The following is a 19477-nucleotide window of genomic DNA, read 5'->3' as shown; positions in this document are numbered from 1 at the left end:
TCTATCACAATCATTCGATCCCGCTTTTACCTTTCCGCTGCCGCTGGCTAAATTAGTAACTCATCCGACCACATAACAATAATTTTACACTGGAAGAGACTATGAGCCGCTACCCGTCGTTATTCGCCCCTCTCGATCTGGGGTTCACCACACTCAAAAACCGCGTGTTGATGGGGTCGATGCACACCGGGCTGGAGGAGCATCCGGACGGGGCCGAGCGTCTGGCAGCCTTCTATGCCGAGCGCGCCCGCCACGGGGTGGCGCTGATTGTCACCGGCGGCGTGGCCCCAGCGCCTTCCGGCGTGGGCATGGAGGGCGGCGCGGTCCTGAACGATGCGTCACAGCTGCCGCACCACCGCATTGTGACCGACGCGGTACACCGCGAGGGCGGCAAAATCGCCCTGCAAATCCTGCATACCGGACGCTACAGCTATCAGCCGAACCTGGTCGCGCCGTCGGCCCTTCAGGCACCGATTAACCGTTTTAAACCTCACGCCCTGACCCACGACGAGATCCTGGCGTTGATTGACGACTTCGCCCGCTGCGCGGCGCTGGCACGCGAGGCGGGCTATGACGGCGTCGAGGTGATGGGCTCCGAAGGCTACCTGATCAACGAGTTCCTCGCCGCCCGCACCAACCAGCGCGACGACGAATGGGGCGGCGACTATGCCCGCCGGATGCGCTTTGCCGTGGAGGTGGTGCGCGCGGTGCGCGAACGTGCGGGCGCGGACTTTATTATCGTCTTCCGCCTGTCGATGCTCGACCTGGTGGAAGGCGGCGGGACGTTCGACGAAACAGTACAGCTGGCGCAGGCGATTGAAGCCGCAGGTGCCACGATTATCAACACCGGGATTGGCTGGCACGAGGCGCGCATTCCGACCATCGCCACGCCGGTGCCGCGCGCGGCGTTCAGCTGGGTAACGCGCAGGCTGAAGGGCAAAGTGTCTGTTCCGCTGGTCACCACCAACCGCATTAACGATCCGCAGGTGGCGGACGATGTGATTTCGCGCGGCGACGCCGATATGGTGTCGATGGCGCGCCCGTTCCTGGCGGATGCCGAGCTGCTGTCCAAAGCGCAAAGCGGCCGTGCGGATGAGATTAATACCTGCATCGGCTGTAACCAGGCCTGTCTGGATCAGATCTTCGTCGGCAAGGTCACCTCCTGTCTCGTCAACCCGCGCGCCTGCCACGAAACCAAAATGCCGGTCGTTCCGGCGGTCAATAAGAAACGCCTGGCCGTGGTGGGCGCAGGCCCGGCGGGGCTGGCGTTCGCGGTAAATGCCGCCTCGCGCGGGCACAGCGTGACGCTGTTTGATGCGCTGGCGGAGATTGGCGGGCAGTTTAATATCGCCAAACAGATCCCCGGCAAAGAGGAGTTCTATGAAACGCTGCGCTACTACCGCCGGATGATCGAGCTCACGGGCGTCAATCTGCGGCTCAACCAGTTTGTCAGCGCAGCGGATCTGATCGGTTTCGATGAGGTGATCCTGGCGAGCGGGATCGTCCCGCGCCTGCCGGCGATCGAAGGTATCGATCATCCGAAGGTATTGAGCTATCTGGACGTATTGCGAGACAAAACGCCGGTTGGCGAGAAGGTGGCGATTATCGGCTGCGGCGGGATCGGCTTTGATACCGCCATGTACTTAAGCCAGCCGGGCGAGGCCACCAGCCAGAACATTGCCGAGTTTTGCGTGGAATGGGGTATCGACACCAGCCTGAGCCAGTCCGGCGGATTGCGCCCGGAAGGGCCGCAGCTGCCGAAAAGCCCGCGCCAGATCGTGATGCTGCAGCGTAAGGCCAGCAAGCCGGGCGAAGGGCTGGGCAAAACCACGGGCTGGATCCACCGCGCCACCCTGCTCTCGCGCGGGGTGAAGATGATCCCGGCGGTCAGCTACCAGAAGATCGACGACGAGGGTCTGCACGTTACGATCGGCGGCGAGCCGCAGCTGCTGCGCGTGGATCACGTCATTTTATGTGCCGGGCAGGAGCCGAAGCGCGATCTGGCGGATCCGCTGCGCGCGGCCGGTAAAACGGTGCATTTGATCGGCGGGTGCGACGTGGCGATGGAGCTGGACGCGCGGCGGGCAATTGCGCAGGGAACGAAGTTGGCGCTGAGTATTTAACGGCATCGCCCGGTGGCGCTGCTGTATGACCGGATACATAGGTGACAGATCAGACCGGGAACATAGGTAACACTTTTTAGTCTATCCGGAGCACACTCTGGGTTTTTCGGTCATAGTACGCAAGCGTTATTCCGTTAAAGATGATGGCTTCAAGGCCATCATCTTGTTCTTCCAGCATGATGTACTCATCAGTCAGCGCTTCACTCAGGAACACCGTCCCCTTTTTTCCCATATAGAGTGTCCCCCTCGATTTCACCCTGTAGACCGTACCTCCTTCCGGATAAGCATATTCAGGAACCCTGCCATCCCAGTGCCGGCCTGAGGGCTTCCACACCGTTCCGGGCGTTGCACCCGCCAGGGCTTCATGCGGCCTTTCGTGGTTAAACTCTTCCCGGTAGTCACTGAACCACCGCTGTTGTTCTTCCATCGTCATGAAGGTGTTGCCCTGTTTCACTGCACTTTTCAGCGAGCGGTGCATTCGCTCATGACGGCCGTTTTCTTCCGGATGCCCCTTTCTGATACGTTCCGGTCTGATGCCCAGCTTTATCAGCCAGACGGCAAGGCGACTTAACCCGGCGATACCTGTTCCCGCGAACGGCTGACCATTATCCGTTCTCAGGACTTCCGGCAGACCGTACTCCAGGAACGCATCCGTCAGGCACTGCCTGACGAAGGGCTCGCTCTCCCGGTCCGTTCCCCGGCAGCTCAGAAGGTACCGGCTGTGATTGTCGGTCAGGGTGAAGGGATGGCAGTACTCTCTGCTCAGCAGCCTGAACTTGCCTTTAAAATCAGCGCTCCAGACCTGATTGTTCTCACTGATGATGGTCAGAGGCTGGCGATTACCCGGTGTTCTGCGTTTTCGCTTTTTATCCGGAACCAGGCCTTCACGCTTGAGGATATCGCCGATAGTGCTGGCAGCAGGGACGGTAAAATCGACGTGATGATTGAGCAGCCACATCCGCAGTTTTTTGGGGCCCCAGTCAGGGTGTTTTTGCCTCAGGGCAGTCAGGTGTCCGGCGATATCATCAGGAACCGTCCGGGAGTGGGAGTGTGGCGCGCGCGACCGGTCAGAGAGAGATGACAGGTCAGAGGGGTCAAAACGCTGAAGCCATTTATAGCCGGTTTTACGGCTGATGCCAAAAAGACGGCAAAGAGCGGAGAAGGAGTCCGTACCTGCATGGCAGGCACGGATAAAATCAAGGCGTTGCATAGGTCGGGTCTCAGTCCAGGGCATAGCGAGTCTCCTCTTCTATGCCAGTTATAACTGTTACCCATGTATCCGGTCTAAAGTGTTACCCATGTTTCCGGTTCATACCCTGCGCTTACCGGGCCTACGAGTCCGAGGCCATTGTAGGCCCGGTAAGCGAAGCGCCACCGGGCATCAGACCGCACACTACGTGGGCCTGTGCAAGCACAGCGCCGCCCGGCAAAACAATCTTAACGACGACGCCCCAGCTTCACCGCTTTCAGCACCACGAACTTGTTGTTCGTCGCAATAGTGACGCAGTTGCCGAAAATCTTCTTCAGCTTGTGGAAGTAGTCCAGGTGGCGGTTCGCCACGATGTACAGCTCGCCGTTGATTTTCAGGCAGCGGCGCGCGTGGTGGAACATCTCCCACGCGACGTTATCCGTCAGGGCGTGCTTCTGGTGGAACGGCGGGTTGCAGAACACCGCGTTGAAGCGGAACGGCTCTACGCCAGACAGCGCGTTGTTGATCATAAACTCGCAGCGGTCCAGCGCTTCCGGCATGTTGGTTTCCACGTTCAGACGGCTGGAGGCCACCGCCATTGGCGACTCGTCGCTGAACACCACGCTGGCGTCCGGGTTCTTCGCCAGCAGCGTCAGGCCAATCACGCCGTTACCGCAGCCCAGATCGACAATCTCACCTTCCAGATTTTCCGGCAGATGTTCCATGAAGAAACGCGCCCCGATATCCAGACCGGTGCGGGAGAAGACGTTCGCATGGTTGTGGATGGTCCAGTCGGTGCCTTCCAGCGTCCAGCTCAGGGTCTCCGGCGCGTCGGCCAGCTCCGGCGCGCTGAAGGTGCAGTTGATCAGGCGCGCTTTTTTCCAGGCCAGCGTCGTGGTGGTCGGGCCGAGGACTTTCTCGAACAGCTCCAGCGTCGAGGTGTGAATATCGCGCGCTTTGGCACCCGCGATAATGCGCGTTTCAGGCGTCACGACCTTACGCAGCGCGCGAAGCTGTTGCTCCAGCAGCGCCATGGTTTTTGGCACTTTGATCAGCACCACGCCCGGCGCCTGCGGGTAGTCCGCGGTGCTGTCGAGGAACTTCACGCTGGACTCTTCGATGTCGTTATGGCGCAGGTTTTCACGCGTCGCCAGCTCGCTCAGGTAGGAATCGCCGATGCTGTAAGGCGTATGTTCCGCCAGGGCGCAGCCCAGCGCGCCAAACGCGTCATTCAGGATCAAAACCGGGCCGCGGATTTCAGTCTCATCCAACTGTTGCAGCAGATATTCATCCGCCGCTTCCCACGCCATGAGCGGGTTAACGTCGTCCGTTTCCGGGAAACGTTTAAGGTTGAGTGAACGGAAACCGTTGTCTAAGTGGCTCATCGGCCCTCCTGAATGGTAAAATTTGGCGTATCCCTGAAAAGGGTGCGTGAGTATACCCGTTTTATTGTCAATTTGGGGCGTTGATGAACCAACTTACTTATCTCCAGGGCTATCCGGAGCATTTACTGACTCAGGTTCGCAGCCTGATTGCCGAGCAGAAGCTCGGCGCGGTGCTGGAAAAACGCTATCCCGGCACGCACGATTTTGCGACCGATAAGGCCCTCTGGCAGTATACGCAGGATCTGAAAAGCCGGTATCTGAAGAGCGCGCCGCCGATCAACAAGGTGATGTACGACAACAAGATCCACGTACTGAAAAATGCGCTCGGCCTGCACACCGCCATCTCCCGCGTGCAGGGCGGCAAGCTGAAGGCGAAGGCCGAAATCCGCGTCGCGACGGTTTTCCGTAACGCGCCGGAAGCCTTTCTGCGGATGATCGTCGTCCATGAGCTGGCGCACCTGAAAGAGAAAGAGCACGACAAAGCCTTCTATTCCCTGTGCTGCCACATGGAGCCGCAGTACCACCAGCTGGAGTTTGATACCCGGCTATGGCTTACGCATTTATCGTTAAATGGTAATGCGGAATAGCGCACGCGAATTGTCATGATGACGTGCTACAGTGGCTAAAGGTTCCCCGCTACGGAGTACGTAAACGTTTATGATACGTTTCGCAGTCATTGGTACGAACTGGATCACGCGCCAGTTCGTCGACGCCGCCCACGAAACCGGCAAACTTAAACTTACCGCAGTCTATTCCCGCAGCCTTGAGCAGGCGCAGAGTTTTGCTAACGACTATCTCGTTGAGCATCTCTTCACCTCGCTCGACGAGATGGCACAAAGCGACGCCATTGACGCGGTGTATATCGCCAGCCCGAACTCCCTGCACTTCCCGCAGACAAAGCTGTTTCTCAGCCACAAAAAGCATGTGATTTGCGAGAAGCCGCTGGCGTCAAATATCCAGGAAGTGGAGGCGGCCATCGCGCTTGCCCGCGAAAACCAGGTGGTGCTGTTCGAAGCGTTCAAAACCGCCAGCCTGCCGAATTTCCTGCTGCTGCAGCAGTCTCTGCCGAAAATTGGCAAAGTGCGTAAAGCCTTTATCAACTACTGCCAGTACTCGTCGCGCTACCAGCGCTATCTTGACGGCGAGAACCCGAACACCTTTAACCCGGCCTTCTCTAACGGCTCGATTATGGATATCGGTTTCTACTGCCTGGCCTCCGCCGTGGCCCTGTGGGGCGAGCCGCACGGCGTGACGGCTTCCGCCAGCCTGCTGGAGAGCGGCGTGGATGCGCACGGCTTAGCGGTGCTGGACTACGGTGATTTCAGCGTCACGCTGCAGCACTCCAAGGTGAGCGATTCCGTGCTGCCAAGCGAGATTCAGGGCGAAGCCGGCTCGCTGGTTATCGAGAAGATCTCCGAGTGCCAGAAGGTGAGCTTTGTGCCGCGCGGCGGCAAAGCGCAGGAGCTGACGCAGCCTCAGCATATTAACACTATGCTCTATGAGGCAGAGGTCTTCGCCCGTCTGGTGGAAGACAACGAAGTGAATCACCCTGGCCTGGCGGTGAGCCGCACCACAGCGAAGCTGCAAACGGAGATCCGCCGCCAGACCGGCGTGGTATTCCCGGCAGACGGCGTAGGCGCGGAAGCGATCGCGTAAAGCTGTGTAATGAAACGGCGCAGACCATTGACGAAATCAATGGTCTGACATATTTTGTTACCTGCAAAGGGGAGTAACTTCTTCGCCGGTGGATCGTCATTACGATGCGTTAAACGCGCATCCGGTCGCCGGGCAACCCTCGTGGTTGTAAGTGAGACCTTGCCGGAAGGCGAGGTCTATGCATAAAAAGCTAACGGCTATCGTCTTCTGACCATGGCCGTTTTTGTTTTTTATGCGTAAGGAAAATAGTATGCATTCTGTCGGCACTCCAATGTTGTGGGGCGGATTCGCGGTTGTCGTGCTCATCATGCTGGCGATCGACCTCTTTTTGCAGGGGCGTCGCGGCGCACACGGCATGAGCATCAAACAGGCCGCGGCCTGGTCTCTGGTGTGGGTCACCCTCTCCCTGCTCTTCTGTGCCGCCTTCTGGTGGTATCTGGCCTCGACCGAAGGCCGCGCGGTGGCCGATCCTCAGGCGCTCGCCTTCCTCACCGGCTATCTGATTGAAAAAGCCCTGGCGGTTGATAACGTCTTCGTCTGGCTGATGCTGTTCAGCTACTTTGCCGTGCCTGCTGCCCTGCAGCGCCGCGTGCTGGTCTACGGCGTGCTGGGTGCCATTGTTCTGCGTACCATTATGATCTTCGCCGGCAGCTGGCTGATTACCCAGTTCGAGTGGCTGCTGTACGTCTTCGGCGCGTTCCTGCTGTTCACCGGTATTAAAATGGCGCTGGCGAAAGAGGATGGCTCCGCGATTGGCGATCGCCCGCTGGTGAAGTGGATCCGTGGGCATCTGCGCATGACCGACAAGATTGAGAGCGAGCACTTCTTCGTGCGCAAGAACGGCCTGCTCTTTGCCACCCCGCTGCTGCTGGTGCTGATTCTGGTTGAGCTGAGCGACGTGATTTTCGCGGTGGACAGCATCCCGGCGATTTTCGCGGTGACCACCGACCCGTTCATCGTCCTGACCTCAAACCTGTTCGCCATCCTCGGCCTGCGTGCGATGTACTTCCTGCTGGCGGGCGCGGCGGAGCGCTTCTCGATGCTGAAGTACGGTCTGTCGGTGATCCTGGTGTTTATCGGTATCAAGATGCTGATCGTCGATTTCTACCATATCCCAATCGCCATTTCGCTCGGCGTGGTGTTTGGCATTCTGATCGTGACGCTGATTATCAATACCTGGGTTAACCGCCAGCACGATAAGAAGCAGCAGGTGGAGTAAAACGTTCGGTGCGGCCTGATGCCCTCACCCCGGCCCTCTCCCCACAGGGAGAGGGTGAAAAGTAATGTAGGCCGGGTAAGCGCAGCGCCACCCGGCACTTTCGTTAATCAATAGTTAAAAAACATGACGCAACACGTAAAATCCAGCATTTTACGCTTCCCTCCACGGACACTTTCCCTATACTCGACCAGGCAAACATTTACTTACATCCGGACATAAATGTGACTAAGAGCACATCCGGGATGGAACGCAATTTCACTTAAGGAATCCCCATGACCGCATCCTCGTCTGGTCTGTTTGCGCGTCTGTCGCGCGGCAGCCTCGTTAAGCAAATACTGGTTGGCCTTGTGCTCGGCATCGCGCTGGCACTGATCTCGAAACCTGCCGCCGAGGCCACCGGCCTGCTCGGCACGCTGTTCGTCGGCGCGCTGAAAGCGGTCGCGCCGGTTCTGGTGTTGACCCTGGTGATGGCCTCAATCGCCAACCACCAGCAGGGGCAAAAAACCAATATTCGCCCGATTCTGTGGATGTACCTGCTGGGTACGTTCTCCGCCGCGCTGACGGCGGTTATCGTTAGCTTTATCTTCCCTTCCACGCTGCAGCTGACCACCGGCGCAACCGACATTACGCCACCTGCGGGCATTGTCGAGGTGATGCACGGCCTGCTGATGAGCATTGTGGCAAACCCGATTCACGCGCTGATCAACGCCAACTATATCGGCATTCTGGTGTGGGCGGTGGGCCTGGGCTTTGCCCTGCGCCATAGCAATGACACCACCAAAAATCTGATCACCGACGTTTCTAACGCCGTGACCTTTATCGTGACGGTGGTGATCCGCTTCGCGCCGATTGGTATTTTTGGTCTTGTCGCCTCGACGCTGGCAACAACCGGTTTTGGCGCATTGTGGGGCTATGCCCAACTGCTGCTGGTACTGATCGGCTGTATGGCCGTGGTGGCGCTGGTGATTAACCCGCTGCTGGTGTTCCTGCAGACCCGTCGTAACCCGTACCCGCTGGTGCTGATGTGCCTGCGCGAAAGCGGCGTGACCGCCTTCTTCACCCGCAGCTCTGCGGCAAATATTCCGGTCAACATGTCGCTGTGCGAAAAGCTGAATCTGGACCGCGATACCTATTCCGTCTCAATCCCATTGGGGGCGACCGTCAATATGGCGGGGGCGGCAATTACCATCACGGTGCTGACGCTGGCGGCAGTCAATACGCTGGGTATCCCGGTGGATTTGCCAACGGCGCTACTGCTAAGCGTCGTTGCTGCGCTCTGTGCCTGTGGTGCATCCGGCGTGGCGGGCGGTTCCCTGCTGCTGATCCCGCTGGCATGTAATATGTTCGGCATCCCGAACGAGATCGCCATGCAGGTGGTTGCGGTAGGCTTTATCATCGGCGTATTGCAGGACTCCTGCGAGACGGCGATTAACTCCTCCACCGACGTGATGTTCACCGCCGCCGTATGCCAGGCGGAAGACGCGCGTTTAGCGAAGAACGCCCTGCGAGGTTAACAGCAAAACGGCAACCCTGAGGTTGCCGTTTTTAGTGTTTGTACCCTCTCCCCGTGGGAGAGGGCCAGGGTGAGGGCATCAGGCCGCACCGATTAAAGCGTCACACCGCTCTTAAAAATCGCCAGCTCGCGGAAGTCGTTCTTCTCGTTGCAGGTCTGCTTACCGTTCGCAAATTCCACGATAGCGTCCACGAACTCCGTCAGCAGCTGCGGCATCGCTTTGCCGTGGAGCAGCTGGCCCGCGTCAAAATCGATCCAGTGCTTTTTCTTCGTCGCCAGCTCGCTGTTGGTGGCGATTTTCACCGTCGGCACAAACCCGCCGTACGGCGTACCGCGACCGGTACTGAACAGCACCATATGGCAGCCGGCACCCGCCAGCGCGCTGGTGGCGACCGCATCGTTGCCCGGTGCGCTCAGCAGGTTCAGACCGTGCGTTTTCAGGCGTTCACCGTAGCGCAGCACGTCAACCACCTGGCTCGCGCCCGCTTTCTGAGTGCAGCCGAGGGATTTCTCTTCCAGCGTGGTGATCCCGCCCGCCTTGTTTCCCGGCGACGGGTTCTCATAAATCGGCTGATTGTGGGCAATGAAGTACTGTTTGAAGTCGTTCACCATGGTGACGGTCTTCTCAAACGTCTCTTCGTCGCGGCAGTGGCTCATCAGAATACGTTCCGCGCCAAACATTTCCGGCACTTCGGTCAGCACCGTGGTGCCGCCGTTGGCAATCACGTAGTCCGAGAAGCGGCCCAGCATTGGGTTGGCGGTAATGCCGGACAGGCCATCGGACCCGCCGCACTCCAGCCCAAACTTCAGCTCGCTCAGCTTGCCCGGCTCGCGCCTGTCGTGGCGCATCACGTCGTACAGCTGATGAAGCTGCTCAACGCCCGCTTCCACTTCATCGTCCTGATGCTGGCACACCATGAAGTGCACGCGCTCAGGATCGAATTCCCCCAGCGTGTCGCGGAAGGCGTCCACCTGATTGTTCTCGCAGCCCAGGCCAATCACCAGCACCGCGCCCGCGTTCGGGTGACGCACCATGTTTTGCAGCATGGTGCGGGTGTTAATGTGGTCGTCACCCAGTTGGGAGCAGCCGTAGGTGTGGCTGAACAGATGCACGCCGTCAGTGCCTTCGGCATTGTTGGTCTCTTTCAGGAAGCGCGTCTGGATCTGACGCGCAATCCCGTTCACGCAGCCGACGGTCGGGAGGATCCACAGCTCGTTGCGGATCCCCACGCCGCCGCTGGCGCGACGGTAGATCTGCACCTCACGATCCGCCGCCTGACGCTCTTCTGCCGGTAAATCAGGTTGATAGCTGTACTCGTCCAGATCGCTCAGATTGGTGCGGGTATTGTGAGAATGAATATGTTCACCCGGCGCAATATCCGCCAGCGCATGACCAATCGGAAGACCGTACTTAACGACGTTGTCCCCTTTGGCGAGAGGCTTCACGGCAAACTTGTGTCCGCGAACGATCGCCTGAAGCAGGGTGACACTCTGGTTATCAACGGTCACCACGTCGCCTTCACAGAGATCCGTCAGCGCGACGGCCACGTTATCCAGCGAATGGATTTTGATGTATTGCATATCAACCTCAAACGGCCTTAGTTCAGTTCAATGGCGAAGTAGTCACGCGCATTGTTAAAGCAGATGTTTTTCACCATTTCGCCCAGCAGCTGGATATCCGCTGGCGCTTCGCCCGCGTGCACCCAGCGGCCAATCATTTGGCACAGAATGCGGCGGAAGTACTCATGGCGGGTATAGGACAGGAAGCTGCGGCTGTCGGTCAGCATACCGACAAAGCGGCTCAGCAGACCCAGCTGTGCCAGCTGCGTCATTTGACGCTCCATGCCGTCTTTCTGATCGTTGAACCACCAGCCGGAGCCGAACTGCATCTTGCCCGGCATCCCTTCGCCCTGGAAGTTGCCGACCATGGTGCCCAGCACTTCGTTATCGCGCGGGTTCAGGCAGTACAGGATGGTTTTTGGCAGCAGGTTTTGTTCGTTCTGTTTGCTCAGCAGTTTGGACAGCTCTTCCGCCAGCGGACGGTCGTTGATGGAGTCGAAGCCCACGTCCGCACCGATCAGTTTGAACTGGCGCTGGTTGTTATTGCGCAGCGCGCCGATATGGTACTGCTGTACCCAGCCGCGACGCGCGTATTCCGCGCCGAGGAACACCAGCACCGCCGTTTTAAACTGCGCCACTTCGTGCTCGCTCAAGCCTTCGCCGGAGAGACGACGCGCAAGGATGCTGTCCAGCTCGGCTTCGTTTGATTCCGCAAACAGCACCACGTCCAGCGCGTGGTCAGACACTTTACAGCCGTGCGCCGCGAAGTGGTCCAGACGTTTGGTCAGCGCGGTTTGCAGGTCAGCGAAACGACGGATGTCGGTATCCGACACTTCCGCCAGCTTCGCCATGTAGTCGGTGAAGGTGGCCTGCTCAATGTTGAAGGCTTTGTCCGGGCGCCAGCTTGGCAGCACTTTGATATCAAAAGAGGTGTCTTTGGCGACAACGGCATGATGTTCCAGGGAGTCAATCGGATCGTCGGTAGTGCCCACCATCTTCACGTTCATCTGCTTCATGATGCCGCGCGCGGAGAAATTATCCTGCGCCAGCAGCGCATTGCAGCGATCCCAGATTTCATCGGCGGTCGTTGGGGAGAGCAGCTTGCCGGTGATGCCAAACGGACGACGGAGCTCGAGATGCGTCCAGTGGTAGAGCGGGTTGCCGATGGTGTGCGGAACGGTCGCCGCCCAGGCGTCAAACTTCTCGCGGTCGGTCGCATCGCCGGTACACAGGCGCTCGGCGACGCCGTTGGTGCGCATGGCGCGCCATTTGTAGTGGTCACCCTTCAGCCAGATGTCATACAGGTTTTTGAAACGGTAATTTTCGGCAACCTGCTGCGGCGGTAAATGGCAGTGGTAGTCGAAAATCGGCTGGTCTTTTGCGTAGTCGTGGTACAGGCGGCGAGCAAATTCGGTATCTAACAGAAAATCTTCGGTCATAAACGGCGTCATTATCGTCTTCCTCATTACGGGAGCGCAGAAAGCGTATGTTCATATGCTGCAAAGTTATCACACCAATTTCCACCCACCGAAGCTTTTTTCGTGAGTGAGATCAATAAACGCCAACAAATAAATTACCCTCAATGGAGTAAACCCTTCTGCACCCCGCGCCATTACTGGCTTTGCGCGCAACGATTAATGTCCCCACAAATAATCATACATTTGTGATGTCACTCACCTTTTAAAGTTGTATGACAAGTTATCTTTTCGCCGTCGCAAACTATAAGCCGACGGAATGCATTGCCGGTGTTTGATACATCGGGTTTAACGGTACGGATACCGACTTATGCACGCTTACTTATGGCAAGGTTCGGGCCGTTCCGGGACATGTTCCCGGCTACGCCCCTCCCGTTACACAACTGCTCCCGGAAACGGTTGAGAGGTTGCCGTGCCCCGGCGCGGAAATAACATAACGATGAGGTTTTAGATGCGTAAAATTAAAGGGTTACGTTGGTATATGATCGCACTGGTAACGTTAGGCACCGTGCTGGGCTACCTGACGCGTAACACCGTGGCAGCAGCAGCGCCAACGTTGATGGAAGAGCTGCATATCTCCACGCAGCAATACTCCTACATCATTGCCGCCTATTCCGCGGCGTATACCATCATGCAGCCTGTTGCTGGCTATGTGCTGGACATTCTCGGTACCAAAATCGGTTATGCCTTCTTCGCCATCGCCTGGGCGGTGTTCTGCGGTGCAACCGCGCTGGCAGGCAGCTGGGGTGGACTGGCGCTGGCTCGCGGTGCGGTCGGTGCGGCTGAAGCCGCAATGATCCCGGCGGGCCTCAAGGCCAGCTCCGAGTGGTTCCCGGCGAAAGAGCGCTCCATTGCGGTTGGCTACTTCAACGTGGGCTCGTCCATCGGGGCGATGATAGCGCCGCCGCTGGTGGTGTGGGCTATCGTGATGCACAGCTGGCAGATGGCGTTCATCATCTCGGGCGTGCTGAGCTTTGCCTGGGCGATGGCGTGGCTGATTTTCTATAAACACCCGCGCGATCAGAAAAAACTCTCCGAAGAAGAACGCGAATACATCATTGGCGGTCAGGAAGCGCAGCATCAGACCAACAACGGCAAAAAAATGACCGTCTGGCAGATCCTGGGCACCCGTCAGTTCTGGGGTATCGCCCTGCCGCGTTTCCTGGCTGAACCGGCCTGGGGTACCTTTAACGCGTGGATCCCGCTGTTCATGTTTAAAGTCTACGGCTTTAACCTGAAAGAGATCGCGATGTTCGCCTGGATGCCAATGCTGTTCGCTGACCTGGGCTGTATCGTGGGCGGCTACCTGCCACCGCTGTTCCAGCGCTGGTTTGGGGTGAACCTGATTGTTTCCCGTAAGTTGGTGGTGACCATGGGCGCGCTGCTGATGATTGGCCCAGGCATGATCGGCCTGTTCACCAGCCCGTACATCGCCATTGCCCTGCTGTGCATCGGTGGCTTTGCGCACCAGTCCCTGTCCGGCGCGCTGATTACGCTCTCGTCTGACGTCTTTGGCCGTAACGAAGTGGCAACCGCCAACGGTCTGACCGGCATGGCCGCCTGGACCGCGAGTACGATGTTCGCTCTGGTGGTCGGCGCGCTGGCGGATACCATCGGCTTCAGCCCGCTGTTCGCCGTGCTGGCGATCTTCGACCTGATGGGTGCGGTGGTTATCTGGACGGTGCTGAAAAGCAAATCGGCAGAGGAGCTGGCGAAAGAGTCTCTCGGGAAACCGGCTACGCAGAGTTAGCATTGTTGTGCCGGGTGGCGCTACGCTTACCCGGCCTACAAAACCCGTAGGCCCGTGCAAGCGAAGCGCCGCCGGGCATTTAGAGGCCACTCAGTAGTGGCTTTTTTAATGGCAAAATCTGGAGAGTGACACGCAAAAGTGGTATAACAAATCATCTGCCGTACCCTGCCTGGAGCGCATATGGAAATCACCGAACCACGTCGTTTATATCAACAACTTGCTGCGGAGCTGAAAGATCGCATCGAGCAAGGGGTCTATCTTGTCGGTGATAAACTTCCCGCCGAGCGCTTTATCGCGGATGAAAAAAGCGTGAGCCGCACCGTGGTGCGTGAAGCGATTATCATGCTGGAAGTGGAAGGCTACGTTGAGGTACGCAAAGGCTCCGGCATTCACGTGATTTCTAATCTGCCAAAACACTCTCCCGTCGCGGACGAAAGCCTGGAATTCGCCAGCTATGGCCCGTTTGAGCTGCTCCAGGCTCGCCAGCTGATCGAAAGCAACATTGCTGAGTTTGCAGCCACGCAGGTGACCAAGCAGGACATCATGAAGCTGATGGAGATCCAGGAGAACGCCCGTAAGGAAAAATGTTTCCGCGATTCAGAGTGGGATCTTCAGTTCCACGTTCAGGTCGCCCTGGCAACCCAAAATACGGCCCTGGCGGCAATCGTTGAAAAAATGTGGACTCAGCGCGTTCACAACCCGTACTGGAAAAAACTGCACGACCATATCGATTCCCGTACCGTCGACAACTGGTGTGACGATCACGACCAAATCCTTAAGGCGCTGATTCGTAAAGATCCGCATGCCGCCAAGCTGGCGATGTGGCAGCACCTGGAAAACACCAAGCAGATGCTGTTCAACGAAACCAGCGATGACTTCGAATTTAACGCCGACCGCTATCTTTTTGCCGATAATCCCGTTGTTCATCTCGATACGGCATCCAGTGCCGTAAAATAGATGACCTTTCTGCCGGCAGGCGCTACGTTGCGCCTTCCGGCTTACATGGGTAAGCAAAACATATATAGTGTCAGCCTTTGTAAATCCCCTCGCTCACTTCCTGGGCTTACGCCAAAATCAACTCACCCCTGCAAATTCTGTGACGCAGAACGTTGGGCTTTGTTACAATTGGATTCAATTCCTTATTTTGTAAGTTAGTGCTTGCTAACCAGCCAATTAACAGGGAACAGTGTTGGCCACACCGCAATGTGTCCGCGAGCGACCATAATGAAATCACAACAATGTCGCCGTGCTGTTTGTCCCGGATAACAGGCGTGACGTTAACCGATTTCCAGGAACACTGAATGGAACTTTTGACCCAACTACTGCATGCCCTCTGGGCGCAGGATTTTGAAACGCTGGCCAACCCCTCCATGATTGGCATGCTCTATTTCGTCTTGTTTATGATCCTGTTCCTTGAGAATGGTTTGCTGCCTGCTGCCTTCCTGCCCGGTGACAGTTTGCTGGTGCTTGTCGGCGTGCTGTGTGCCAAAGGCGCGATGGCGTTTCCACACACCATTTTATTACTGACCGTGGCGGCCAGCCTCGGCTGCTGGGTGAGCTATATCCAGGGAAGATGGCTGGGCAATACCCGGATCGTCCAGAACTGGCTCTCTCATCTTCCCGCGCATTATCACCAGCGGGCGCACCACCTTTTCCACAAGCACGGTCTTTCCGCGCTGCTGATTGGCCGCTTTATCGCCTTTGTTCGCACCCTGCTGCCCACCATTGCCGGTCTGTCAGGGTTGAGCAGCGCGCGCTTCCAGTTCTTTAACTGGATGAGCGGTCTGCTATGGGTACTTATTCTGACGACGCTGGGTTATGCGTTGGGTAAAACCCCGGTCTTCATGAAATATGAAGATCAGCTGATGTCCTGCCTGATGCTGCTGCCCGTGGTTCTGCTGGTCTTCGGCCTGATTGGCTCACTGGTTGTCCTGTGGAAAAAGAAATACGGAGCCAGAGGCTGACGATGGCAATCTCACCGCTCGCTCTGCGCCGTTTTGCCTTTGCCATGATTACGCTGGTGGTGCTCAGCGCCCTGCTGCTGGCATGGAGCGCGCTTTCGCATCAGGAATCGACGCTGGCTATTCGCCCGGTAAACCAGGGAGCCAGCGTGCCTGACGGTTTTTCTGTCTGGCATCATCTGGATGCGAACGGTATCCGCTTTAAGAGCATCACTCCACAGGACGATGTTTTACTGATCAAGTTTGATTCCCGTGCGCAAAGTGCCGCCGCGAAAGTGGTTCTCGACCGTACGCTTCCGCACGGGTATATCATTGCTCAGCAGGAAGATGAGAGCCAGCCTGCAGCCTGGCTCTCATTGATTCGCGATACGTCGCATCGGTTTGGATAACTTCCAGGATTCCGAATCTTTTCACTCACTTTGGTGAATCCCCCGTTTACTTACTATGCTTAAGTACGCGGAGCACCCCTCGATGTACTCCGCATAACTTTGGATAGCGGCTTATGCCGCCACACAATGGAAGGTTTCGATAATGAAATTCCGCATTACTCTGGCTCTGGCCCTTTTTTCTTTAAGCACAGCATCCTTCGCAAACTCTCTCTGTCAGGAGAAAGAACAGGATATTCAGCGTGAGATCGGTTATGCCGAAAAGCATAACAATCAGCACCGTGTTGATGGTCTTAAAAAAGCGCTGAGCGAAGTGAAAGCGAACTGTTCAGACAGCAAGCTTCGTGCCGACCACAAGAAGAAAATCGCTGAACAGAAGGACGAGATAGCCGAGCGCCGTCGCGACCTGCAGGAAGCGAAAGAGAAAGGTGATGCGGAAAAAATTGCTAAGCGCGAGAAGAAGTTGAAAGAAGCGCAGGATGATCTGAAAGCGCTGGAAGCTCGCGATTATTGAGTTAACGGAAATCTCAACAGGAGAGAGAATCATGTCAAAAGATACGACGTCTGAACATCTGCGCGCTGAACTGAAATCCCTGGCCGATACCCTTGAAGAGGTGCTGAACTCCTCTGCTGACAAGTCAAAAGAAGAGGTCAGCAAGCTGCGCAGCAAGGCGGAGCAGGCACTGAAAGAGAGCCGCTATCGCCTGGGTGAAACCGGTGATGCACTGGCGAAACAGACCCGCGAAGCGGCTGCGCGCGCGGACGAATATGTGCGTGATAATCCATGGACGGGTGTAGGGATTGGTGCCGCAGTGGGTGTGGTACTGGGTGTCCTTCTGACGCGTCGTTGATATGGAAGATCCTCGTCACGCACAAGGGCCTGCTAACAACGTCCTCGGCATCGGCCAGCGTATTTTAACCACGCTGGTCGGGATTGCCGAAACGCGCGTCCGGCTGGCAGTGGTCGAGCTGGAAGAGGAGAAAGCGAACCTCTTCCAGATGCTGCTGATGCTTGGGCTGACCATGCTTTTCGCCGCGTTTGGTCTGATGAGCCTGATGGTGTTAATCATCTGGGCCATTGACCCGCAGTATCGTCTTAACGCGATGATTGCCACCACCGTCGTTCTGCTGGTCGCAGCGTTGATTGGCGGTATCTGGACGCTGCGTAAAGCGCGCAAGTCCACTTTCCTGCGCCATACGCGTCAGGAGCTGGCGAACGATCGCGCCCTGCTGGAGGATGACTAGCCGTGAGCGGTAATGCCGAACGTCAAAAGCGAAAAGCGTACCTGTTAAGCCAGATCCAGCAGCAACGGCTGGATCTGTCTGCCAGTCGTCGCGACTGGATTGACGCGACGCGACGGTTTGACCGGGGCTGGAATACCGTCCTGAGCCTGCGTTCATGGGCGCTGGTCGGCAGCAGCGTGATGGCTATCTGGTCCGTTCGTCATCCGAATATGCTGATCCGCTGGGCCCGTCGTGGATTTGGTGCCTGGAGCGCCTGGCGTCTGGTGAAAGCGACGATCCGTCAGCAGCAATTACGCTAGCCCGCCGGGTGGCGGCTACGCCTTACCCGACCTACATGCAATCGTAGGCCGGGTAAGCGCAGCGCCACCCGGCAAAATCACTCCCCTGCCTTACTCAATATCTTTGAATTAGATTGACAGTTTTCCTTGCTAACAATTGCTACCCGCCCCGTTTATGATGCTCTCCATCGACAGCAATACCGCGGTATCTACCCGGAATTGCAGACAAATAAAGTTCAGCCGCTCATGTGGTTTCCTGGAGAGTAAAATGAAAAAATTAGAAGATGTTGGTGTACTGGTCGCGCGTATTCTGATGCCAATTCTGTTCATCGTGGCAGGTTGGGGAAAAATCACCGGTTATGCGGGTACCCAGCAGTATATGGAAGCCATGGGCGTTCCGGGGTTCCTGCTGCCGCTGACCATTCTTCTTGAGTTCGGCGGCGGCCTGGCGGTACTGTTCGGCTTCCTGACCCGTACCACCGCGCTGTTTACCGCAGGCTTCACCGTGCTGACGGCGTTCATCTTCCACAGCAACTTTGCGGAAGGCGTGAACTCTCTGATGTTCATGAAAAACCTGACCATCGCGGGTGGCTTCCTGCTGCTGGCCGTCACTGGGCCGGGCGCATACAGCATCGACCGCGTTCTGAATAAGAAATGGTAAGCACGCTATACTGAATGAACACAAAGCGAGGAGACATCTCCTCGCTTTTGCTATCTGAAGGAGGAGAAAAAATGGGACAACTCGTAGACGGCGTATGGCAGGATGTCTGGTATGACACCAAATCCACCGGAGGTCGCTTCAAGCGCTCAGTTTCGGCCTTCCGTAACTGGCTGACCGCCGACGGTGCGCCAGGCCCGAGCGGCGAAGGCGGCTTCGCGGCTGAGAAAGACCGTTATCATCTTTATGTTTCACTTGCCTGCCCGTGGGCACACCGCACGCTGATCGTGCGCAAGCTTAAAGGTCTCGAATCCTTCATTCCGGTTTCAGTCGTGAACCCGCTGATGCTGGAAAACGGCTGGACGTTTGACAGTGATTTCCCTGCGGCGACCGGCGACGATCTTTACCACCACGATTTCCTTTACCAGCTCTATCTGCGCGCCGATCCCCATTACACCGGGCGCGTTACCGTGCCGGTGCTGTGGGACAAGAAAAACCAGACGATTGTCAGCAATGAGTCTGCGGAAATCATCCGCATGTTCAATACCGCGTTTGACGCGCACGGCGCCCGTGCCGGAGATTACTATCCGGTTGAGCTGCGTGAGAAAATTGATGAGCTGAACAGCTGGATTTACGACAACGTCAACAACGGTGTCTACAAGGCCGGTTTCGCCACCAGCCAGGAAGCGTATGACGAAGCGGTTGGAAAGGTGTTTGAATCGCTGGAGCGTCTGGAACAGCTCCTGGGCAAGCATCGCTACCTGACGGGCGATCGCCTGACGGAAGCGGACATTCGCCTGTGGACCACGCTGGTGCGCTTTGATCCGGTCTATGTCACCCACTTTAAGTGCGACAAGCACCGCATCAGCGATTACCTGAACCTGTATGGTTTCCTGCGCGACATCTACCAGATGCCGGGTATCGCCGACACGGTCGACTTCGACCATATTCGCACACACTATTTCCGCAGCCACAAAACCATCAACCCGACGGGCATTATCTCCATTGGTCCGTGGCAGGATCTGGATGAACCTCACGGGCGCGACGTCCGTTTTGGATAAATATTAAGGGCATCAATG

Annotated in this window: 19 protein-coding genes; 15 read left to right on the top strand and 4 right to left on the bottom strand. The window is 57.1% G+C overall.

The features are described 5' to 3' along the window. Window positions 1-101 precede the first annotated feature (101 nt). The gene (locus V4835_RS03400) at window positions 102-2123 is read left to right on the top strand and encodes an NADPH-dependent 2,4-dienoyl-CoA reductase (RefSeq protein WP_331411181.1); all 2022 of its coding nucleotides are present in this window, start codon (window positions 102-104) and stop codon (window positions 2121-2123) included. Between the two features lie 76 nt (window positions 2124-2199). Here the strand turns inward: V4835_RS03400 and V4835_RS03395 are convergent, their stop codons facing one another. Further along, window positions 2200-3357 carry a DDE-type integrase/transposase/recombinase gene (locus tag V4835_RS03395; RefSeq protein WP_331411180.1) on the bottom strand — a complete coding sequence of 386 codons (1158 nt, stop codon included), beginning with the start codon at window positions 3355-3357 and terminating at the stop codon, window positions 2200-2202. Between the two features lie 203 nt (window positions 3358-3560). After that, window positions 3561-4697, bottom strand: a complete 1137-nt coding sequence (gene rlmG, locus V4835_RS03390) for a 23S rRNA (guanine(1835)-N(2))-methyltransferase RlmG (protein WP_331411179.1) — start codon at window positions 4695-4697, stop codon at window positions 3561-3563. A gap of 83 nt (window positions 4698-4780) precedes the next feature. Here rlmG and V4835_RS03385 point away from each other — a divergent pair, with 83 nt between their 5' ends. The 4 genes from V4835_RS03385 (at window position 4781) to sstT (ending at window position 9086) form a co-directional block, all read left to right on the top strand. After that, window positions 4781-5284 carry a YgjP-like metallopeptidase domain-containing protein gene (locus V4835_RS03385; RefSeq protein ID WP_023333531.1) on the top strand — a complete coding sequence of 168 codons (504 nt, stop codon included), beginning with the start codon at window positions 4781-4783 and terminating at the stop codon, window positions 5282-5284. A gap of 70 nt (window positions 5285-5354) precedes the next feature. Continuing rightward, entirely contained in the window at window positions 5355-6353 is a 999-nt protein-coding gene (locus tag V4835_RS03380; RefSeq protein WP_331411178.1) for a Gfo/Idh/MocA family protein, read from the top strand. A gap of 250 nt (window positions 6354-6603) precedes the next feature. Next, complete coding sequence (locus tag V4835_RS03375; RefSeq protein ID WP_063143531.1) at window positions 6604-7572, top strand: TerC family protein; 969 nt, start codon at window positions 6604-6606, stop codon at window positions 7570-7572. Between the two features lie 272 nt (window positions 7573-7844). Continuing rightward, on the top strand, window positions 7845-9086 hold the full coding sequence (sstT, locus tag V4835_RS03370) for a serine/threonine transporter SstT (protein ID WP_213328907.1): 1242 nt from the start codon (window positions 7845-7847) through the stop codon (window positions 9084-9086). A gap of 92 nt (window positions 9087-9178) precedes the next feature. Here the strand turns inward: sstT and V4835_RS03365 are convergent, their stop codons facing one another. Further along, the gene (locus V4835_RS03365) at window positions 9179-10666 is read right to left on the bottom strand and encodes a UxaA family hydrolase (RefSeq protein WP_331411177.1); all 1488 of its coding nucleotides are present in this window, start codon (window positions 10664-10666) and stop codon (window positions 9179-9181) included. Window positions 10667-10683: 17 nt separating this feature from the next. Beyond that, entirely contained in the window at window positions 10684-12096 is a 1413-nt protein-coding gene (uxaC, locus tag V4835_RS03360; RefSeq protein WP_198886092.1) for a glucuronate isomerase, read from the bottom strand. A 475-nt stretch (window positions 12097-12571) separates the two neighbouring features. Here uxaC and V4835_RS03355 point away from each other — a divergent pair, with 475 nt between their 5' ends. The 10 genes from V4835_RS03355 (at window position 12572) to V4835_RS03310 (ending at window position 19459) form a co-directional block, all read left to right on the top strand. Next, on the top strand, window positions 12572-13870 hold the full coding sequence (locus tag V4835_RS03355; RefSeq protein ID WP_159514971.1) for an MFS transporter: 1299 nt from the start codon (window positions 12572-12574) through the stop codon (window positions 13868-13870). A 180-nt stretch (window positions 13871-14050) separates the two neighbouring features. Beyond that, a complete protein-coding gene (exuR, locus tag V4835_RS03350; protein ID WP_023333538.1) occupies window positions 14051-14827 on the top strand; it encodes a transcriptional regulator ExuR in 777 nt (258 codons plus the stop codon). 344 nt (window positions 14828-15171) lie between these two features. After that, window positions 15172-15834 carry a DedA family general envelope maintenance protein YqjA gene (gene yqjA / locus V4835_RS03345; RefSeq protein WP_023309289.1) on the top strand — a complete coding sequence of 221 codons (663 nt, stop codon included), beginning with the start codon at window positions 15172-15174 and terminating at the stop codon, window positions 15832-15834. Window positions 15835-15836: 2 nt separating this feature from the next. After that, a complete protein-coding gene (mzrA, locus tag V4835_RS03340; protein WP_331411176.1) occupies window positions 15837-16220 on the top strand; it encodes an EnvZ/OmpR regulon moderator MzrA in 384 nt (127 codons plus the stop codon). A gap of 142 nt (window positions 16221-16362) precedes the next feature. Beyond that, the gene (locus V4835_RS03335; protein ID WP_032659776.1) at window positions 16363-16731 is read left to right on the top strand and encodes a DUF1090 domain-containing protein; all 369 of its coding nucleotides are present in this window, start codon (window positions 16363-16365) and stop codon (window positions 16729-16731) included. Window positions 16732-16762: 31 nt separating this feature from the next. Then, window positions 16763-17068, top strand: a complete 306-nt coding sequence (locus V4835_RS03330; protein WP_008503141.1) for a DUF883 family protein — start codon at window positions 16763-16765, stop codon at window positions 17066-17068. Window position 17069: 1 nt separating this feature from the next. After that, complete coding sequence (locus tag V4835_RS03325) at window positions 17070-17462, top strand: phage holin family protein (RefSeq protein WP_023333540.1); 393 nt, start codon at window positions 17070-17072, stop codon at window positions 17460-17462. 2 nt (window positions 17463-17464) lie between these two features. After that, on the top strand, window positions 17465-17761 hold the full coding sequence (locus V4835_RS03320) for a YqjK-like family protein (RefSeq protein WP_063143538.1): 297 nt from the start codon (window positions 17465-17467) through the stop codon (window positions 17759-17761). 247 nt (window positions 17762-18008) lie between these two features. After that, on the top strand, window positions 18009-18401 hold the full coding sequence (locus tag V4835_RS03315) for a DoxX family protein (RefSeq protein ID WP_023309292.1): 393 nt from the start codon (window positions 18009-18011) through the stop codon (window positions 18399-18401). Between the two features lie 71 nt (window positions 18402-18472). Next, window positions 18473-19459, top strand: a complete 987-nt coding sequence (locus tag V4835_RS03310; protein ID WP_331411175.1) for a glutathione S-transferase family protein — start codon at window positions 18473-18475, stop codon at window positions 19457-19459. Window positions 19460-19477 lie beyond the last annotated feature (18 nt).

Source organism: Enterobacter cloacae complex sp. CARB60 (assembly GCF_036487345.1).
Lineage (GTDB): Bacteria > Pseudomonadota > Gammaproteobacteria > Enterobacterales > Enterobacteriaceae > Enterobacter > Enterobacter asburiae_D.
The sequence above is the reverse complement of the archived record's forward strand: the minus strand, read 5'-3'. Positions and strand labels throughout refer to the sequence as shown.